At 36.1% G+C, this 18,580-nt stretch carries 19 protein-coding genes; 6 read left to right on the top strand and 13 right to left on the bottom strand.

Annotation, left to right across the window (positions count from 1 at the left end; translation table 11 throughout):
- Positions 1-139: 139 nt before the first annotated feature.
- Entirely contained in the window at positions 140-1,414 is a 1,275-nt protein-coding gene (locus AC27G3_RS10060) for a metal-dependent hydrolase family protein (protein WP_487121182.1), read from the bottom strand.
- Between the two features lie 147 nt (positions 1,415-1,561).
- Between AC27G3_RS10060 and AC27G3_RS10055 the strand changes: the two genes are divergently transcribed.
- Both AC27G3_RS10055 and rcsF read left to right on the top strand, forming a co-directional pair.
- On the top strand, positions 1,562-1,918 hold the full coding sequence (locus AC27G3_RS10055) for a hypothetical protein (RefSeq protein WP_487121180.1): 357 nt from the start codon (positions 1,562-1,564) through the stop codon (positions 1,916-1,918).
- Between the two features lie 49 nt (positions 1,919-1,967).
- Positions 1,968-2,339 carry an Rcs stress response system protein RcsF gene (gene rcsF / locus AC27G3_RS10050; protein WP_487121178.1) on the top strand — a complete coding sequence of 124 codons (372 nt, stop codon included), beginning with the start codon at positions 1,968-1,970 and terminating at the stop codon, positions 2,337-2,339.
- A 59-nt stretch (positions 2,340-2,398) separates the two neighbouring features.
- Here rcsF and AC27G3_RS10045 read toward each other — a convergent pair whose 3' ends face one another.
- The 9 genes from AC27G3_RS10045 to AC27G3_RS10005 all read right to left on the bottom strand — a co-directional run bounded on the left by AC27G3_RS10045 (position 2,399) and on the right by AC27G3_RS10005 (position 10,397).
- Positions 2,399-2,827: a hypothetical protein gene (locus AC27G3_RS10045; RefSeq protein WP_487121176.1), complete on the bottom strand. Its 429-nt coding sequence runs from the start codon at positions 2,825-2,827 to the stop codon at positions 2,399-2,401.
- Positions 2,828-2,868: 41 nt separating this feature from the next.
- Positions 2,869-3,381 (bottom strand): L,D-transpeptidase family protein, encoded by a 513-nt coding sequence (locus AC27G3_RS10040; RefSeq protein WP_487121174.1) that lies wholly within the window; start codon positions 3,379-3,381, stop codon positions 2,869-2,871.
- 323 nt (positions 3,382-3,704) lie between these two features.
- A complete protein-coding gene (locus AC27G3_RS10035) occupies positions 3,705-3,854 on the bottom strand; it encodes a hypothetical protein (RefSeq protein WP_487121173.1) in 150 nt (49 codons plus the stop codon).
- A 292-nt stretch (positions 3,855-4,146) separates the two neighbouring features.
- Positions 4,147-4,722: an elongation factor P-like protein EfpL gene (efpL, locus tag AC27G3_RS10030; RefSeq protein WP_487121171.1), complete on the bottom strand. Its 576-nt coding sequence runs from the start codon at positions 4,720-4,722 to the stop codon at positions 4,147-4,149.
- Positions 4,723-4,847: 125 nt separating this feature from the next.
- Positions 4,848-5,765, bottom strand: a complete 918-nt coding sequence (locus tag AC27G3_RS10025; protein ID WP_487121169.1) for a M14 family metallopeptidase — start codon at positions 5,763-5,765, stop codon at positions 4,848-4,850.
- A gap of 226 nt (positions 5,766-5,991) precedes the next feature.
- On the bottom strand, positions 5,992-6,957 hold the full coding sequence (locus tag AC27G3_RS10020) for a PstS family phosphate ABC transporter substrate-binding protein (protein WP_487121167.1): 966 nt from the start codon (positions 6,955-6,957) through the stop codon (positions 5,992-5,994).
- Positions 6,958-7,121: 164 nt separating this feature from the next.
- Positions 7,122-8,435, bottom strand: coding sequence for a phosphate regulon sensor histidine kinase PhoR (gene phoR, locus AC27G3_RS10015; protein WP_487121165.1), 1,314 nt, complete (start codon positions 8,433-8,435; stop codon positions 7,122-7,124).
- Positions 8,436-8,482: 47 nt separating this feature from the next.
- On the bottom strand, positions 8,483-9,184 hold the full coding sequence (phoB, locus tag AC27G3_RS10010) for a phosphate regulon transcriptional regulator PhoB (RefSeq protein WP_487121163.1): 702 nt from the start codon (positions 9,182-9,184) through the stop codon (positions 8,483-8,485).
- A 235-nt stretch (positions 9,185-9,419) separates the two neighbouring features.
- Positions 9,420-10,397, bottom strand: coding sequence for a porin (locus AC27G3_RS10005; RefSeq protein ID WP_487121161.1), 978 nt, complete (start codon positions 10,395-10,397; stop codon positions 9,420-9,422).
- A 288-nt stretch (positions 10,398-10,685) separates the two neighbouring features.
- Between AC27G3_RS10005 and AC27G3_RS10000 the strand changes: the two genes are divergently transcribed.
- Together AC27G3_RS10000 and rdgC are read left to right on the top strand one after the other, a co-directional pair.
- Complete coding sequence (locus AC27G3_RS10000) at positions 10,686-12,443, top strand: ATP-binding protein (protein WP_487121159.1); 1,758 nt, start codon at positions 10,686-10,688, stop codon at positions 12,441-12,443.
- Between the two features lie 137 nt (positions 12,444-12,580).
- Complete coding sequence (gene rdgC / locus AC27G3_RS09995; RefSeq protein WP_487121157.1) at positions 12,581-13,504, top strand: recombination-associated protein RdgC; 924 nt, start codon at positions 12,581-12,583, stop codon at positions 13,502-13,504.
- A gap of 80 nt (positions 13,505-13,584) precedes the next feature.
- Here the strand turns inward: rdgC and AC27G3_RS09990 are convergent, their stop codons facing one another.
- Positions 13,585-14,427, bottom strand: coding sequence for an HDOD domain-containing protein (locus AC27G3_RS09990; RefSeq protein ID WP_487121155.1), 843 nt, complete (start codon positions 14,425-14,427; stop codon positions 13,585-13,587).
- A gap of 249 nt (positions 14,428-14,676) precedes the next feature.
- Between AC27G3_RS09990 and trhP the strand changes: the two genes are divergently transcribed.
- Entirely contained in the window at positions 14,677-16,050 is a 1,374-nt protein-coding gene (trhP, locus tag AC27G3_RS09985; protein WP_487121153.1) for a prephenate-dependent tRNA uridine(34) hydroxylase TrhP, read from the top strand.
- Between the two features lie 67 nt (positions 16,051-16,117).
- On the top strand, positions 16,118-16,363 hold the full coding sequence (locus tag AC27G3_RS09980) for a YfhL family 4Fe-4S dicluster ferredoxin (protein ID WP_487121151.1): 246 nt from the start codon (positions 16,118-16,120) through the stop codon (positions 16,361-16,363).
- Positions 16,364-16,392: 29 nt separating this feature from the next.
- Here AC27G3_RS09980 and AC27G3_RS09975 read toward each other — a convergent pair whose 3' ends face one another.
- Together AC27G3_RS09975 and AC27G3_RS09970 are read right to left on the bottom strand one after the other, a co-directional pair.
- Positions 16,393-17,436: a DUF2955 domain-containing protein gene (locus AC27G3_RS09975; protein ID WP_487121149.1), complete on the bottom strand. Its 1,044-nt coding sequence runs from the start codon at positions 17,434-17,436 to the stop codon at positions 16,393-16,395.
- Entirely contained in the window at positions 17,426-18,553 is a 1,128-nt protein-coding gene (locus AC27G3_RS09970; protein ID WP_487121147.1) for an HlyD family secretion protein, read from the bottom strand. The genes AC27G3_RS09975 and AC27G3_RS09970 overlap by 11 nt, the downstream gene beginning before the upstream one ends.
- Positions 18,554-18,580: the final 27 nt, after the last annotated feature.

Here is an 18,580-nt window from a genome sequence, read left to right as displayed (position 1 = left end):
GACAAATCAATGACAGGTTTGTTAACTGATACACCAGTTAACACCATGGGCAATACTCGTATAAATAAAATCAACTTATAAAAGTGGGAATTAGCAGTCCACTACAGCTACCTCTCTTAAAAGTCAGTGATTTTTAATTTTAGTTAATTGCTTTAACTATCTCTCCCCCTTTCATGACAAAAGCAACATTTTCCATTACTTTAATATCATCTAAAGGGTTACTGTTAACAGCAATAATATCTGCAAGCATGCCCTCTTTTAATTGACCCCGATCCGTTACACCTAATAAATTTGCCGAATTTATGGTGGCACTTTGTAATGCCTGCTCTTCCGACATTCCACGGCTTACCATGGCATTAAACTCTAACCTTGCATCCTGATGAGGCATAATACCAGCATCACTACCCAAAGCTATATTTATGCCTTTATCTACAGCCATCACAAAGCTTTTTTCAATATAAGGTTTTAAGTAGTTATTTTTCTTTACTGTCCAAGCTGGTGTTTCAGGAGGTAGAGGAAGATTGTTAATGTATATAGTTGGCACATAAAAAGTGCCTCTTTTTTTCATCTCTTTAATAATTTCAACTGTTAACATTGACCCATGCTCGATTGAGGCAACCCCAGCCTTAACTGCAGCCATAATACCTTCACTGCCGTGAGCATGTGCCATGACTTTTAATCCATGGCGAGCGCTTTCTTCAACTATTATTTTTAACTCTTCATCTGAGTATTGTTGAGCACCAGGGCTATCACCTTTGGAAAATACACCAGCTGTTGCACACACTTTTATTACTTTAACACCATGCTTAGCTTGATAACGAATAGCCTTTAATATTTCAGCTTTACCATCAGCAATCCCTTGTTTAGGGCCTAACTCCATAACACTTGGTGCAAAACCAGTAATATCGCAATGACCACCGGTAATAGAAATATAATGACCTGCTGGCACCATTCTAGGTCCAACAATATTACCGTTTTCTATTGCATTCATTAATGCAACATCAGGAAACCCAGGGAAAGCTCCGGCATCTCTAACGGTAGTAAATCCTGCTTCAAGCATTTTTCGACCAAACTTTACACCATGTAATGCCCAGTCAGCAGGAGTTTCCCTAACTGCTGCCGTTGTCCAATGATCCCCTGTAAAGTAATCTGTCGTTAGATGAGTATGCATATCCATAATGCCCGGTAGCAATATACGATGACCGACATCAATCATTTTGACATTCGACGGGAGCTTTTTGGGGTTAATCGCTTTAATTTTATCGTTTTCTATTAAAATTAAAGCTGGGGTTATTAATTTACCCGTGGCGACATCGACATAACCTTTCGCTTTTATCGCCTTTACTTGCGCCGAATAAGCTATATTTAAAACAAAACACTGAAAAACAATAAGACTTAACACTAACTTTTTCATAAGTGAATCCTTGGTGATGGTGAAATTGGATGGTGTTTATTATGAGATTAATATAAATTAAATAACTGTTATGGATAATATTGGTTAAGATATTAATAACAAGGTTCTCATTATTAAACTAACAATCAATACAAGGAAGTATAGCGTATGTGGCAAAATTTAAATGCTCTGCAAAAGTTTTTATTTATTACAGCAATGTGTCTTGCCGTGCCATTTGCGCCCGAGTTTATTTTTCTCGCAGATTTAGGTGGTTTAGAGTTAGTCTTTGGTTTTTTAATGCTTTATTACCAGCCAATTATTATCCGTATTCAATCTGCAGTTAAACACGTACAGCTTCAGTTTACTATTTGTATAAATGCGATAAAAAAAAGTGCGACTGTTCAGCCTAAAGTGTATTTCGTTCAAGCATTGTTTTACTCGTGCGCTATTGTTGTTTCAGGTTCAATTTTATATTCCTCAATATTTTTCTTACCTGCTCTATTTCTGAATGGTGTTTTAGTGTGATTTTAATATTCGCAAGTCAACAAAAGCGAACAACGATCAAGGAAAGTTAATGAAATATTGTTATCTAGTAATAATAGGGATGTTAAGTGGTTGCTCTACCGCAAAATTTTACTCCAATGCGGATACTTATGTTCAAAAAAAAGCTGAAAACATTATTCGAAATAGTGTAGTAAAGCGGTACACCTATAATGAAGTTTGGAAGTTAGGAGCTACGCAACTTGGTTATGTAGATACGAGTTTCTGTCAAATGGATTTCAGAGATCGCCAACCAAGCAAAGAAGCTTTAATATCTGATTTGGCAGTTCAAGCACAAAAGCTTGGTGGTAATGCACTTGTTTTTGACGCATGCGCAGTCAATAGAAGCACTGCAAGTTGCCATAGTTATATTCAATGTAATGGGGTGGCTTATCTTGTTAATTAATAAGCAACACATTAACTTCCCAACAAACATAAATAAAAAAGCAATATTATTTATGTTGATTAACCGTCAATATTTGATTCTATTGTTGCCATTAAATGATTAGGTTCATTGGTACCTAAATATATTTTAGTACCATCTTTTAATGATAACTCAATAGCTTGCGTACCCGATACCGTATACAGCCAACCGGTACCTAGATAACGAATACCTAGGCCATAATACCATTTTGTTGGTTTATTTCTTACTTCACTAATTAGCTGTATTGGTATTGATTTTTTCCAAAAACCGGGACCAAAATACCAACTAATATCGCTTTCTGTTACTTTTATTGTTAATGAATGAAAAAGGTAGGCGACCACACTTAAAATTACCACTGGTGGCCATAAGACATTACTAGGACTATCCCAAGAGAGTAGTATAATCCCACAAATTATAATTCCTATTACAAATAATAATACGGTAGCTGGCTGCTTGTTTTGATACTGCATGTTAACTCCTCATTGTTTGTTTATAATAAGTAATTAAAAAATCACCACTCAATATGTATTGAAGTCCCCGTTGAAACTAAATGCATAAACTCATCCATTTCGTCGTTAGAAATGGCAATACAGCCATCTGTCCAATCGAAGCGTTTGCTATAGCTTGATAACCGACCAGGCTCCTTTTTTTGACCATGAATCATAATAAAACCGCCAGGACTTACACCGAGCTTTTTAGCTTTCTCTCTATCGGTTTGATTAGGGTAACTAATGTGCATTGACCGATAATAAGCAGAATCCTCTTTTTTATAATCAAGGGTGTAAAGTCCCTCTGGTGTTCTTTCATCACCTTCTTGATTTTTATGCCCTTTAGGCGCGTCACCTAAAGCGATACGATATTCTTTTATCACTTTATTTTTAGATAATAAATACATTTTACGTTCAGATTTATCAACTTTTACCAAGTCAATCAAAGCCGTTTCATCAATAATATTTGCCAACAGCTGCTTACTCGTTAAAACTTGAAATAAAAAGAAAACAATTACAAAAATATGCGGAGCCATAACCAGAATAGTTAACCTAATAATAGTGGATAAATTAAAATTTACGACACATTAGCTAAGATTGTTTAACGGCTCAAGTAGAATATAACAAAAGCTTACTTATATTTGCTTTAAACAATAATGAGTCCTTAATATAAGTTTACAACGAACGAAAACAAAAATGTAATAATCCATCTCGCTTTCAAAGAACAACACATTGGGTTGACGACTTCCAAGTAATACCTATTTTATTTAAAGATAAAAAGGAGGCGCCACTCGTATATAAAAAAACAAAAAAGCCGAAATGCTATTAACATTTCGGCTTTCTATACTTCATCTTAAAACTACTCGTAAGAACGCTCTAACCAAGCAATCTGCATTTTTAAATCAGCAATTTCTTGATGCGCATCAGCTAATTTTTGCTGAGCTATTTGATGATCTTCGTTGGTATTTCCAGTGTTGGTCGAAATATTTTGATTATCGTTATGAGCCACAAGCCTATCCTAATTACGTAAGTCAGGCTGTATTATTTCATACAACAAACAAAAAGTAACACTTTAGTTGTTTTTTTAATCGTAACAAAGCACATATTAATTATTCATTAAAATAATGACAGATAATTTTTTAGCAAATAAAAACAGAAAAATAATAACAGTTACAGCAGGTTAACTATAAGACTAAGATTATTCTAAGCGAATAAAAGACAAGTAAAAAAAGATATATAAAAACACTTAACCAATAGAATTTGGCTAAGTGTTTAAAAAAGAGGGAAAACTTAAGAGCGACTTATTTAGCGTCTGCACGCCCCATAAATTTACGTTCTTCGGTATTAATTTTAATTTTATCTCCTGAAGAAATATGTTCAGGTACTTGCACAATTAACCCCGTAGAAAGTGTTGCAGGCTTAGTACGAGCACTAGCGGATGCTCCTTTAATAGACGGGTCAGTTTCTGAAATAACTAACTCAACACTTGATGGTAAATCTAGAGCTACTGGTACATCATCAATAATAATAACACTTAGCCCTTCAGTTTCTTCGTTAATAAACAAAGCTTCGTCAGCAATCGCTTCTTTATTCAAGTTATAAGGCGTGTAATCTTCATTATCCATGAATACGTACTCTTCACCATCAATGTAAGAAAACATTGCAGGACGACGTGTTAAATCAGCAAAATTTAACATTTCTTCTGCTTTAAATGTTTCGTCAACTTTACCGCCAGTGACTACATCGTACATGCGCATACGGTATAAACTTCCGCCTGCTCTGCCTTGTGGTACCGAACGAGTAATGTCTCTAACGATTAATACTCTTGAGTTATATTCAATCGCTGCGTTCTTTTTAATTTCACTAGCTTTTGGCATGAAATATTCCTTAATTTACTTTTTAAATTTTTAATTGGGTGAAAAATAGCACGAACTCAAGTTTAAGAACATAATAAATAGCATCTATAACCTTTAATCAGCATAGCAACAGCTTAACCTGACCATTATTTATTCATTAAAAAATTAAGCGCCCCTGTTACAGCTGCTACTTGGGCAACAATACAGTTTTCATCATCAACTAAAGGACTGTCTGGGTAAGCTTCTGTGGTTGTTCCATATTTCGAGTTGGTTAAACTACTACACAAACCAAGTGCTTTCGCTTCGTAGTTAATCACACCTCTTTGGGATAAGGGCACGCCAATTAGTTTGCCTTCATCATCCGCTGGCGCAATATGTGTCACTTGCTCTACGGAGTCGATAACTGCTTTTTGAAAGTCATCAACAGGGTTTAAAGCATCGCCAACTAAATAAAAGCCATCTGGTATGTTCCAGTTCTTTTGTACTATTGCATCTCTAGCTGCTAAGGCCGGTCTGAATACTAAGTTATCGGTATCTGTTGTTTCATGTAAATCGATGTGAGCAAAAACCTCAACCTTATTCTCAGCAAAATACGCCATAATCGCTGCCGACTCTTCAGCAGGGCTATTATCATAAAAAGAACGATTAGGATCTATGGCTTTTGGGTTCCAACGATTTATCGTTTCATAGCCCCAAGGGCTGATACAAGGAGCAACAATAATATTGAAATGATTCACATACTCTAATGCTTTAACTTGCAAAAAACGAATAGCGCCTTGTACTCCGCTTGTTTCGTAACCATGAACGCCACCAGTAACTAATATCGTTGGTTTATTGTTATCCCAGCTTTTGGTTTTCACAATATACAACGGATATTTTTCTGTATCGATAGACAATGCACCATATTTAGATACATCATACAGTTCATCTAATAAGTTAATTTTTGCTAACACTTCATCTTGATAACTGCGCTTAACAGATTGCATTGCCAACCATTGTGCTTTCTCTTTATCACCCCATTTTTCGCCCGCCACACCAATAGGGTATGCTTGTTCTAGTTTCATGTTAAAAACCTATTTTACGCCATTAATTTGGTGAAAAGCTTATAGTAATAAAGCGTTATTTAAAAGGTTATATTGCCTTATCGAGCTTTTTAGGTTTTGGTTAACACCCCAAACTACCGATAAAAATTCTAAATATTGTTATTTTTCAAAATTTAGACATAAAAAAACCTAACTAAGTTAGGTTTTATTCATTTTAGACAAGCTGTAACTTTATTGGTTTAACGAATTATAATGATAAACCTAATTTTTTAAATTCTTTGGCAACAACTTTTGAAGGTAGTGGGATATAGCCATCCTTCTCAACAATTTTCTGACCTGATTTCGATAGAATTGATTTTAAAAATTCAGCTTCCATTGGTAGTAATGGTTTATTAGGGTGCTTATTTACATAAACATATAAGTAGCGAGACAATGGGTACTTACCAGAAATAGCATTGTCCATATTGGCTTCAATAAAGTTGTCATCTCTTTTAGATAAAGGGAGTGCACGCACGCCAGAGGTTTTATAGCCAATACCTGAATAACCAATACCGTTTAAAGAGGCTGATACAGATTGAACAACAGAAGCTGAACCTGGTTGCTCGTTTACCGTATTTTTAAAGTCACCTTTACATAACGCTTTCTTCTTAAAGTAACCATAAGTACCAGACACAGAATTACGACCATAAAGTTGAATATCCTTACCAACCCATGCATCTGTTAGCCCTAAGTCGCCCCAACGATCAACATTTTTATTAGCACCACATTTTCGATTATTTGAAAAGACAGCATCAACTTGATCAATACGTAAACCTTTTAGCGGATTATCTTTATGAACAAAAACGGCTAGCGCATCAATAGCCACTCGAACCGCTGTTGGTTTATAACCATAACGTTTTTCAAAAGCTTCAATCTCACGAGATTTCATCTTACGGCTCATGGGACCAACATTAGAAGTCGCTTCAGTTAGTGCTGGCGGAGCAGTAGACGAACCGGCCGCTTGAATTTGTATATTTACATTAGGATAAGTGCGTTTAAACTCTTCAGCCCAAAAGGTCATCATATTTGCTAACGTATCTGAGCCAATTGAAGATAAGTTTCCAGAAACACCACTTACTTTCTTATATTCAGGTAAATCTTTATCTACAGCAGCTGCAGATAAACTGATTCCTGCAGTTAATCCAATAACTGAAATTAAACGTTTAATACTCATTTTTTTCTCCGATGAGAGTGGCGAAAATTACTCTTTTGATTTTCGCGTTACTTTATTCGCTACTATAATAAGAAGGAATTGTGACAGTTATATTGCCTGTTTATGACACTTATATGACAGAACTTTAACAAGTGCTAGAATTGATGCATGAATACTTAATTTGCTTAAGCATCGTCAGATAAGTCCACTAGGCTTGCTTCATCAAATAAAATAGAGAACTCACTTCCCTTTCCCCAATCGCTTTTAATCACTAATTCGGCGTTATGATGATGCAGAACATGTTTAACTATTGCTAAACCTAGACCCGAGCCACCAGTATCTCTAGAGCGCGACTTATCAATTCGGTAAAAACGCTCAGTGAGACGATTAATATCTTCAGGTTTAATACCAGGTCCATTATCTTTAACAATAAATTGTGCTTTATTGCCTTGCTTTTGCCAGCTCACTTTTATCATGCCTTTTGCTTGGGTGTAAGCAATTGCATTTGACAATAAATTAGCGCATGCACTTTTAAGCTCGGTATCAATGCCAACAATACCAATATCCGTATCAATATTTTTTTCAATAACATGTTGTTTTTTTTGGTTTAGCCAACTTACATCATCAACTAAGGTGTTAATCAATAAGGGCATATCAACCACATGGGCGCTATCAATTTCACCTTGAATCTCTACTTTAGACAAATTAAGCAGTTGCTCCACCAATCGATCCATTCTGCTAACTTGCCCTTCAATTGTGTTGAAAGCTTTCTGCCAATGAGGATCAAGAGCATGTTCTGTTGATTGGATCATCTCTACATAGCCACGTACGACCGTTAACGGAGTTTTTAGCTCGTGAGACACATTAGCCACAAAGTCTCTACGCATTTCTTCTAAGCGATGAATATGACTAATATCGCGAGCTAACAATAAAATATGATCCCTGCCATAAGCCATTAAACGTATTTCTAGTTGAACATCACTGTTTACAGGAGAAAGTAAAGAACAAGGCGCTTCATATATACCGTCGTCTAAATATTGGACAAACTCAGGAGCTCGTAATAGATTATCAATTCGTTGTCCTAAGTCACCCGGCCAACGCACGCCTAATAACAGCTGCGCTTTTTTGTTACCCCATTGAATCGATAAATCGTCAGATAAAACCAAAGCGGCATCAGGCAATGCTTCTGCGCCATCTCGAAAACGACGAATTTTATCTGTTAGATTTTTAGTTTTAATGCGGTGTTGTTTAACTTGTCGATAAAGCCCATCGTAAACTCTCCCCCAAACGCCTGTCGATTGTGGTGGCGAAATCGCTTTACTCTGCCATAACCAATCAATGAGCATAAAAAGGTGTCGTAAGTGGCTTACGAGTATAACGGTGCAAGCTAATAACAGTGCATGAACAGTAAAGCCGAATAACCACCCCGTTAAAGCACTAATCAATAAGATAAGCACGAGGCGAAAAATAACAGTTTGTACAGATAACTGAAAAGGCATAGATAATTGAGTTCTATTGATATAATTGTTGATTGGTTAGTGTTGGGCTATGCACTTTTCTTTAATTTACCCGAGAAGCGATAACCTGAACCACGTACTGTCTGAATAAACTCTTCATGACCGCAACCAGTAATAGCTTTACGTAAACGTCGTATGTGAACATCTACGGTACGATCTTCTACATAAACATTAGTGCCCCAAACATTATCGAGTAACTGCTCACGAGAGTATACTCGCTCGGTATGTGTCATAAAAAAGTGCAATAATCTAAACTCAGTAGGCCCTAAGTCTAAACTATCATCATTAATTGAAACTCGATGAGATACAGGATCAAGTTTCAAACCATGAAATTCAATCTCTTCTTCTAAAGAGGTCGGTGCAACTCGTCGAATGACCGCTTTAATGCGAGCTATTAACTCTTTTGGCGAAAAGGGTTTAGTTACGTAGTCATCAACGCCAGCATCAAAACCTTTTACCTTATCTTCTTCATCAGCACGAGCGGTTAACATTATAATAGGAATGTTTCGAGTATATTCATTTTGCTTTAAAGACTTTGCTAACTTAACACCTGTACCGCCTGGCAGCATCCAGTCGAGTAAAATTAAGTCTGGGTAAGGTTCTTTTATTTTAGCAACGGCTTGATCGTAATCCTCGGCCTCTACCGCATCAAAACCGTTTTGATCTAATACAAAAGTGATCATTTCCCTGATCGGCGCTTCGTCTTCAATAACTAATATTTGTCTACTCATGTCAACTTCCTAAACTAACAATCGATGGTAATCATTACCTTTGATTACATTTTGTAAGATCATTGTGCAAAACTTTAATGACAGTTTTATGACAAATCGATAATAACATTAAATATTTATTAAGGTTTAACTTTTACCCTCTAAAATAAAAAATCCAATACAGTTGCCCTGTATTGGATTGAGTTCTTTATAATGCCTCTACATTTATCGTTAAGTAAAAGTATTGACTATTTCATTAGAACTTTTGTTCCATACCTACCGCAAAGTAACTACCTTGCGATGCTGCTTTGATTGTTTCATTATTCTTTCCTACTAACTCATCACGGTCAGTGTACCAAGTAAATACTTTCGTGTTTTTACCCAACTTATAGTCGGCACCAATGCTTATTGAGTCAGCATCAGCAAATTCTTGATATTGCACTTTGGTGAGTAACTTGCCTATTTTATAAGAGGCGTTAACCGCGTAACCATTTTCGCTTTTACCTGATTCAGTTAATTCTGATTGAGTTAGGATGCCACCTACACGTAAATCACCAAACTTATACATACCCGTTAACCGAGTGTTCGCTAAATAGTACGTTTCACTCACCCCATTGGTTTCTAATTTTGTCGGCATATTTTCATCACGAGCAATCGATATAAAAAAGTCAGTCTCTTTTAAGTCTAGGTCACCAAATGCAATACCAACTGAATAGGGATCCGCTTGGTCTTTATCTTCTGATAAAATATAACTCGCTAAAAACTGAAAGTTATTATAAACGGGGGATTTATAGGTTAATGAATCTGTAACACGGTTTTCACCGATAAAAAGATGCTTTAAATCACCTTCATAATCATTGAACAAATCAAACTTACCTTGAGAAACTTTTAGCGTAGTGTCAGCTCGACCGATCATAACCTCACCAAATCCACCTCTTAATCCTACCCACTGGTTTCTTGCTGTTAATGTATCTTTATCATCGTCATCAACATTCACCTGCCACTCAAGTTTATAAATAGCTTCTAAAGCATAACTGGTATCAAGGGTATATTTCCCTTTAACACCAACCCGAGAAGCATTACTTTTTAACTCAGTGAAAGAGTCACCACTTTCATCAGCAGCTTGTAAAGAGATGTTTAACTTGCCATAAAATTCAACAGCTTCATTAGCGCTAACAGGTTGAATAAAAGCTGAACAAAAAGCCAGTGCTATTGTGTTTTTAATAAATTTCATTTTCTTACCTTAACAATATTTTAATGTAGGGCTAGTGGTTAATTTTTGCAAAAGTGTGCCAGTTAACTATGACACTTTTGTGACAAAAGACATTTTTTTTACAGATTTATGAATATATTTTGACATTTTCACCTTCCATGTTGATTATTTATTTACCGTTTCAACTTGTTATGCTTAACTGGTAGTTATAATTTTGATAAAACTAAAGTCATATAAACGTTAAGTTTAATAGGTAATTGTTTTTAAGATGAATAATATAATTCACAACTCCATTAGAAGACTTGCACTATGAAAGTGACTAGTATTTCACGTAAGCTACTTACGCGTGTCCTTTCTTTTTATTTCATCTTAACCTTTAGTGTAACTTGTATTCAGATTGCTGCTGAATATTATAATACAAAATCGCATATTAATAATGAGCTTCTGATTCTTGAAAAAACCTTCAGCGGTAGTTTAACCCGTGCTGTTTGGGAGCTTAATACTCAACAAGCCATTGATATTGCAGAAGGGTTAGTTGCAATCCCTATGATCAAAGGTATTAGCATTACCGATGAAAGTAAACAAGTTGTGGCGCAACTAGGTACAGTGGTAGATGCAGACGATCTACATGTAGAATATGAAAACCACCAAACTGAGCATTTAACGATTAGCTCATCAGTTGAAGGGGTTTTTGGTCATACTTTCCCTCTGATTTTTGAATTTTCAGGACGCACTACCCGTGTCGGCACAGTTACTTTATTATCGAGTAACCAAGAAATTTTTAACCGCATAGAAGTCGGCATTTATTTCTTGGTAGGTAATGCTATGTTAAAAACGGCATTTCTTATATTTTTGTTCACTTTAGCTTTTGAAAAGTTACTGACTCAACCACTTAATGAACTGACAGAACAAATAAAGCAAATTGATCCAGAAGATCCTGAAGCCTCCAAAATACATTCCGCAGAATTGAGATCGACGTTCGAAAATAAGAATGAACTTAACGTACTCGAAGACGCATATAATAATTTAATTGATGAATTAGTCACCCACAAAGAACAACTTGCGCTTGCACAAAACGAAATTAAAAAAAGTAATGAGAAGTTAGATGAACATAACCTTATTTTAGAGCAAGAAGTTGCAAAGAAAACGTCAAGCTTAAGTAAAACCATGCTTAATATGGAAGTTCAACAAAGAGAATTGCTACAACAACAAACTCAACTTCAAGCAGAAAATGCTCGTCGTAAAAAAACTGAAGAAACCTTAACCGAAACAAATAAAGAACTAAAAAGCTCAATACTAGAGTTAAATAAAGCCAAAAAACGCTTACTTGAATCTGAAAAAATGGCATCTTTAGGAAACTTATCTGCTGAAGTTTCACACGAAGTTAATACACCAATAGGGGTAAGTATTACCTCAACTAGCTACTTATCAGATTTACTTACTAACTTAACGAGTGATATTGAAGAACAGAAAGTAACCAAACGATCTATTGATGACTTTGTAAATAATGCCCAGCAAAGTATTGAATTACTAACCAATAATTTAACCCGTGCTTCTGATCTAATGACCAGTTATAAACAAATTGCCGTTGATCAAATCAGTGACAAAATACGGCTGATAAACATGGCGAAATACCTTGACGAAATAATTCAATCATTAAGGCCACGACTTAAAAAAGCTAATCACATCATTAATATAGATTGTGCTAAAGACGTAGAAATTTATGGGCACGCAGGAGCAATCGCCCAAATTTTTACAAACTTAATTATAAACTCGATAATTCATGGCTTTGAAAACATTGAGCAAGGGGTTATCGACATTTCCATTAAGCTACACGATCAAACACTTATTATTGCATATCAAGATAATGGCGTTGGATTAACTGAAGAACAACTAAGTAAACTATACGAACCTTTCTTTACTACTAAAGCGACTCAAGGCGGATCTGGTCTTGGAACGCACATCGTGCATGACTTAGTGACCGATACGCTTAATGGTAAAATTAACGCTCAAAGTAAAGTGGGTGAAGGCTTAAGTTACACTATAGAATTTGATTCAATGCGGTAAACTTAAATAATTTATGAGAAATCATTTTGTTGTATTATTTTTTCATGCAATTGATGTATGATAGCCAATTCTTAACTCCCGTCAGCTAAATGCCAACTGTTATATAGTTAACAATTCAAGATACAGGAATACAATATATGTGGTTCAAAAACCTTTACTTTTTCGCCTTCACCAAACCTTTCAAATGGACAGAACAAGAACTTGAAGCGCATTTATCTGAGCACCTATTTACTCCGTGTGGCTCAACTGAATTATCACACTTTGGCTGGGTGAACGCACTTGGTAAACATGGTGAGACTACGGTTCATGGTGGAAGTGGCAACTTTTTATTGTGTGCTCGTAAAGAAGAAAAGATTCTCCCAGCACCAGTAATTAAAGATATGTTGGAAGCAAAAATTACTCAACTTGAAAACGAACAAAGCCGCTCAGCAACTAAAAAAGAGAAAGAGCAATTTAAAGAAGACATTATTTTTGAACTACTGCCAAGAGCTTTTTCACGCTTTAGTGATACACAAGCTTTTATTAGCCCTGAAAACAACACGATCGTTATTAACACTAGTAGCCGCGGTAAAGCAGAAGACTTTTTAGCTTTACTGAGAAAAGCCCTAGGTACATTGCCTGTCACCAGTTTTACACCAGATACTGCACCAGATGAAACCATGACAGACTGGTTAACTGAGCACAATTTAGGTGGTCAATTTCAACTAGGTATGGAGGCTGAGTTTAACGCACTAGGCGATGACGGTGCTGTTGTTCGAGTTAAAAACCAAGATTTAGGCAGTGATGAAATAAAATCGCACCTTGACGCAGACAAGTATGTTGTAAAATTAGCGCTTGAATGGGATGAATCACTTTCATTTATTTTATGTGACGACTTAGCAGTTAAGCGTTTGAAGTTTTTTGATGTAATACAAGATCAAAATGAAGATATCGACAGTGATGATGTAGTGGCGCGTTTAGATGCCGACTTTATCTTAATGGCAGGAGAACTTAATCGCTTTATTACAGCCTTGTTAGCTGAATTTAGCTTAACCACGGAAAGCTATTTAGATAAAGATTAATTTATCAATATACCATTAAAATAAAACGCGAGTGCTAAACATGCATTCGCGTTTTATTTATCTACAAAGTTTCAAGATATTTAAGTAAACATTGCTTTAACATTAGCAACCATCTCAACAAAATCCTCACTTTGCATGAAATTTTCATCCGGCATAATACCTTTATTAACATAGTTATTTAAAAGTACTCCTCGGGTATTTTCATTTTTAAATACACCATGATAAATAGCCCCTGCACGGATAAAATCTAAATAATGCACATCTTGAGGTAAAACGGTTAAATCACTCCAACTTTCGACAATTTCAATAAACTCATCTGAAAACCCCCAAGCATAAGTTACTGCTGCACTTATCTTAGACGAGAGTTTACCAATTGCTTGTTGCAAAAATGTTGGATTAGCAAAAATATCAGGGTGATTTTCAGCTTCAGTTAATATGGGTAACACCCCGACATTATGTACTAAAGCCGCAAGAGTTAAGGTGTCTAACGTTAAATGACTATGTTTGTTATCTCGTAAATAAAACGTAATTAAACTAATGGCAACCGAGGCGACATTAATCGTTTTTTCCCATGTTTTTTTCAAATACATCGAAACGATTTCGTTTTCAGAAACAAAAACTTGTTCAATAGCCATCGCTGTGGCAATACTTTTAATTTGTCTTAAGCCAATGCGTGTCACGGCTTGATGCACTGATTCAACCTTTATAGAACGACCTAATAAGGCGCTATTTGATACTTTAAGCATACCTAACGAAAGTGCAGCATCGTGGCTAATTATCTCTGCCATCTGGCTTAAATTTACATCAGGATCATCAGCAGCGGTTCTTACTTGTAAAGCAATTTTGGGTAATGTTGGAAGTACTAAAGCGTCTTGTTTTATTTTTTCGAGTAAAATAGTGTATAACGCATTTTCTGTGGCCATGTAATTTACCTTGTTATCCTTAAATACTCTTTAAAAAGTAGCACATAACTAGTGAACTAAGCCAATAAAATTAGTGCTTTATTTCTTTATACATTCACGAATTTTTCTTCTGTGCGTTGAAAAACTCTCTTCAATTGATATAAATCAACAAAGCTCGATGTTTTGACTAGATAGCGCGCAAAAAATTTCCCCAACACTCTCCATATTTTTATACTAACCAACATTGTTAATTCTGTTACAGCAACCATTATGTATAAACCTGAGCTACTATCACCCGCAGGAAGTTTGAAAAACATGCGTTACGCCTTTGCCTATGGCGCAGATGCGGTATATGCAGGGCAACCTCGTTACTCTTTAAGAGTTCGTAATAATGAATTTACATTAGAGAATCTAGCAAAAGGTATTGAAGAGGCCCACCTTCGTGGTAAGAAATTCTATGTGGTAAACAATATTGCACCACATAATGGAAAAATTAATACCTTTATTAAAGATATAACACCTGTTATTGCGATGAAACCCGATGCATTAATCATGTCAGATCCTGGGTTGATCATGATGGTAAGGGAAAACTTTCCTGACATGCCAATTCACTTATCAGTCCAAGCTAATGCCGTAAACTGGGCAACGGTACAGTTTTGGCAAAAACAAGGTATAGAGCGAGTAATTCTTTCAAGAGAATTATCATTAGATGAAATTGAAGACATACGCTTTCACTGCCCTGATATTGAATTAGAAGTATTTGTTCATGGCGCATTATGCATGGCATATTCTGGGCGTTGCTTGCTGTCTGGCTATATCAATAAGCGTGATCCTAACCAAGGAACTTGCACCAATTCATGTCGTTGGAAATATGATATTCATGCGGCAAAAGAAACAGAAAGTGGTGACATCATCGCCGCTGAGCCTCCAGTAGTAATGACTCCTGAGACCGACCTTGTTTTACCAACAGAAGATCTCATTGATGAGGTAGTACTACTACAAGAAGAAGGTAGACCAGGTGAGTACATGCCTGCTTATGAAGATGAACATGGTACTTATATTATGAATTCAAAAGATCTTCGAGCTGTAGAGCATGTTGAGCGATTGATAAAAATGGGTATCCATTCGCTAAAAATTGAAGGCCGGACAAAATCCTTTTACTATTGCGCACGAACCGCACAAATTTATCACCAAGCTATTGTTGATGCTATCAATGAAAAACCATTTAACCCAAAACATAGTGCTGACTTAACACATTTAGCGCATAGAGGTTACACTTCTGGTTTTTTACAGCGTCATCGACATAGTGACACTCAAAATTATGAATACGGTTATTCTAAAAGTAACTCTCAACAATTTGTTGGTGAAGTGATTGGTCGAAATAATAACAATGGTTTAGTCGATATTGACGTTAAAAATAAATTTTTAGTTGGTGATGAATTAGAGCTGATGACTCCCAAGGGCAATATAACCTTTACGTTAACACACATGGAGTCCACAAAAGGCGATGTTATTCTTGATGCTAAGGGCTCTGGTCACCAAGTGAGTATTTCATTAGCCACACAATTAGATTTAACTTATGGCATTCTTATGCGTTTTCTTGATGATGACACAAATACTCGTCAACCCTTTAAATCGAGTTAATCTGAGCAGATTTAAAACAAATTGAACAATCTAAAGTAAATATAAGCCTGATAGGCAACGGTATATAATGGCATTAACAATCTTAAACTCTTGTATAAATTGCGATATGTGCGATCCAGAGTGTCCTAATCAAGCGATTACTTTAGGTGCTGAAATATATGAAATTAATGCTGATAAATGCACAGAGTGTATCGGTCATTATGATAAACCTACCTGTGTGAGTGTTTGTCCCATAGATTGTATTAAACCCGATAAAAACTATGGAGAAAGTGAAGAGCAGTTATTCGCTAAATTTATCAAAATGCATGGTTAATCCCTCAATAATTAGCCATTAGAGTATACTTAAGGTGACTTAAAAAAGTAGCGTTCCAAAAATCTTAATGCAAACACAATATAAACAATAGCGCCCGATATGAGTAAAATACGCTGAATAAAAATAGCATTAAAGTTAGCATCAACCGACATGCTACTGTTAATAATAATCAACAAAGCAATAAAGCCTGAGCTGTAATACTTTGACAGGTTATTTCCGACAAAAACTTTCTGACCGAAATATAAACTCGTGACAAAAAGCAATAACAAGTAAAAATGAAATAAAGGTACAGCGACAATTAGCCAATAAAAACACCAGGCAAACAACCCTCCAAGTAAAGTCGAAAACAATGAGTTTTTCCCCGCAGCCTTTCCCTCGCTTAAGTCAGGTTTTAGCGTAAATATTGCTGAAAAAGTCATAATTAACAAATAATCACTGAGCCCGTAAGTAATGAACAATGCAGCAATAGGAAAAACAACTAGGGTACTTTTTAAAGCACGTTTCGCGGCAACATTTGAATAGTTATTATTGTATTTAGGTTTAACAGGGAAGTGAGTAAAACTTGGATCAGGGAATACATAGTGAGCAATCCAAAGCATAGCGATCGTTAGCCAACTTGAATAAACAAAACCCATTGAAAAACTAATGGCTAGTCCCTCATGGCTGTTGGCAATCATAGGTAATACCAAAATAGCGATTATTGACATTAAGGTAAACCAAAATGAACCACCACGATTTAAATAATAATAAAGGTGGAATAAAACAACGGCAAGTAACAACAGATAAGCAATAGGAAACTGTAAAAAAAATAATGAAAAACCAAGCCCTACAGCAAAAGCCTTAAGCGTGCTTAACATATTGTTGAGGCTAGCCCTAACTGATGGCTTGGGTAAAGGCATTGCTAAAATTAATGCAGTAAAAATAGGCATTAAAAACGCTAACGGCCAATCTATTCCATAAGCTAGCGCACAAGATAACGTTACACCCAAAGCAAAGCGCAGCGTGCGCATATGCGTAGCACTTGCAAATATTTTGCTCAGCCAGTCAGGGCATAAATGAGAGCTAGTAAACATAAGACAGTACGCTAAGTACTCTTATCCAAATCCAACCCATTGAATTAACAAACCAGTTATCACCAGTATATACCTGCACATCAGCCTGTCCCCCCAAACGCAACATTCCTTTTGCAGAGTCATCATCAAAAGTGATCATTACAGGAAAACGCTGCGCATCACGAAGCCAGCCTGTTGATTTTTCTACATTAGCTAAGCCACCAATTGCGCCAGTTTTCGAGGTTTCTACCGCAAAACCTATTGTACTAATTTTACCTTTATAAATAGTCCCTGGATTCACGTCTAATGAAATATCAACAGCATTACCAACGGCTAGGTTTGCCAAATTATTTTCACGTAAATTCACTTGTATCCACACATTACCATATTCAACAAATGTCATGGCCGGTGCACCAGCATTCGAAAAATACCCAGTATCAATTTGAAGGTTGGTAATTCCTCCTTTTCCTGGAGCTACGATTTGAGTTCGGCTTAAATCAAGCTGTGCTTTTTTTAATTTTGCCATTGCCGCGCGAATGCGTGGATTTTTATTTCCTTCTGGACCTAAGGCTTGTTTTGCTTTATCTAAATTAGCATTCGCACTTACTACTTGTGCTTCACTTTCTTTAATGGCGGCACGTGCTTTATCGCCGTCTGAATGCGAGAGTACGTTTTTCTCCTCCAACTCAAAAACACGTGCACTTTGTGCTTTAACATGTTCTACATTGGTTTCTGCTACTACTAACTGTGCTTGAGCAGTTACTACAGCGGCCATTCCGGCGCCAATCTCTTGCCCAGTTAACTCTAGCGTTGCTTCAGCATTTTCCACAGCTAATTGATAATCGCTGGTGTCTATCTCAAATAAAACATCACCTGCTTCAACGATTTGATCTTGTGTAACATGGACCTGTGTTATTCGGCCTGAGACTTGAGGAACAATAGGAATGATATAGGTTTGTACTCGTGCTTGATCAGACCATGGTGCATGGCGATCAGCAATAATATACCAAATTAAAACAAACACAGTGACAAGTAAAAAATATCGAGTGATTTTTTTTACTGGATCTTGTGCAGCGACAGCCTGTAAAGCATTAGGTTGTTCTGCTTTATCTTTTACTGGTTGTGCATTATCTGACATATTTCTTCCATTTATTTTTATTAGTCT

It is taken from the genome of Colwellia sp. SU-HH01217 (assembly GCF_057543495.1).
The sequence above is the reverse complement of the archived record's forward strand: the minus strand, read 5'-3'. Positions and strand labels throughout refer to the sequence as shown.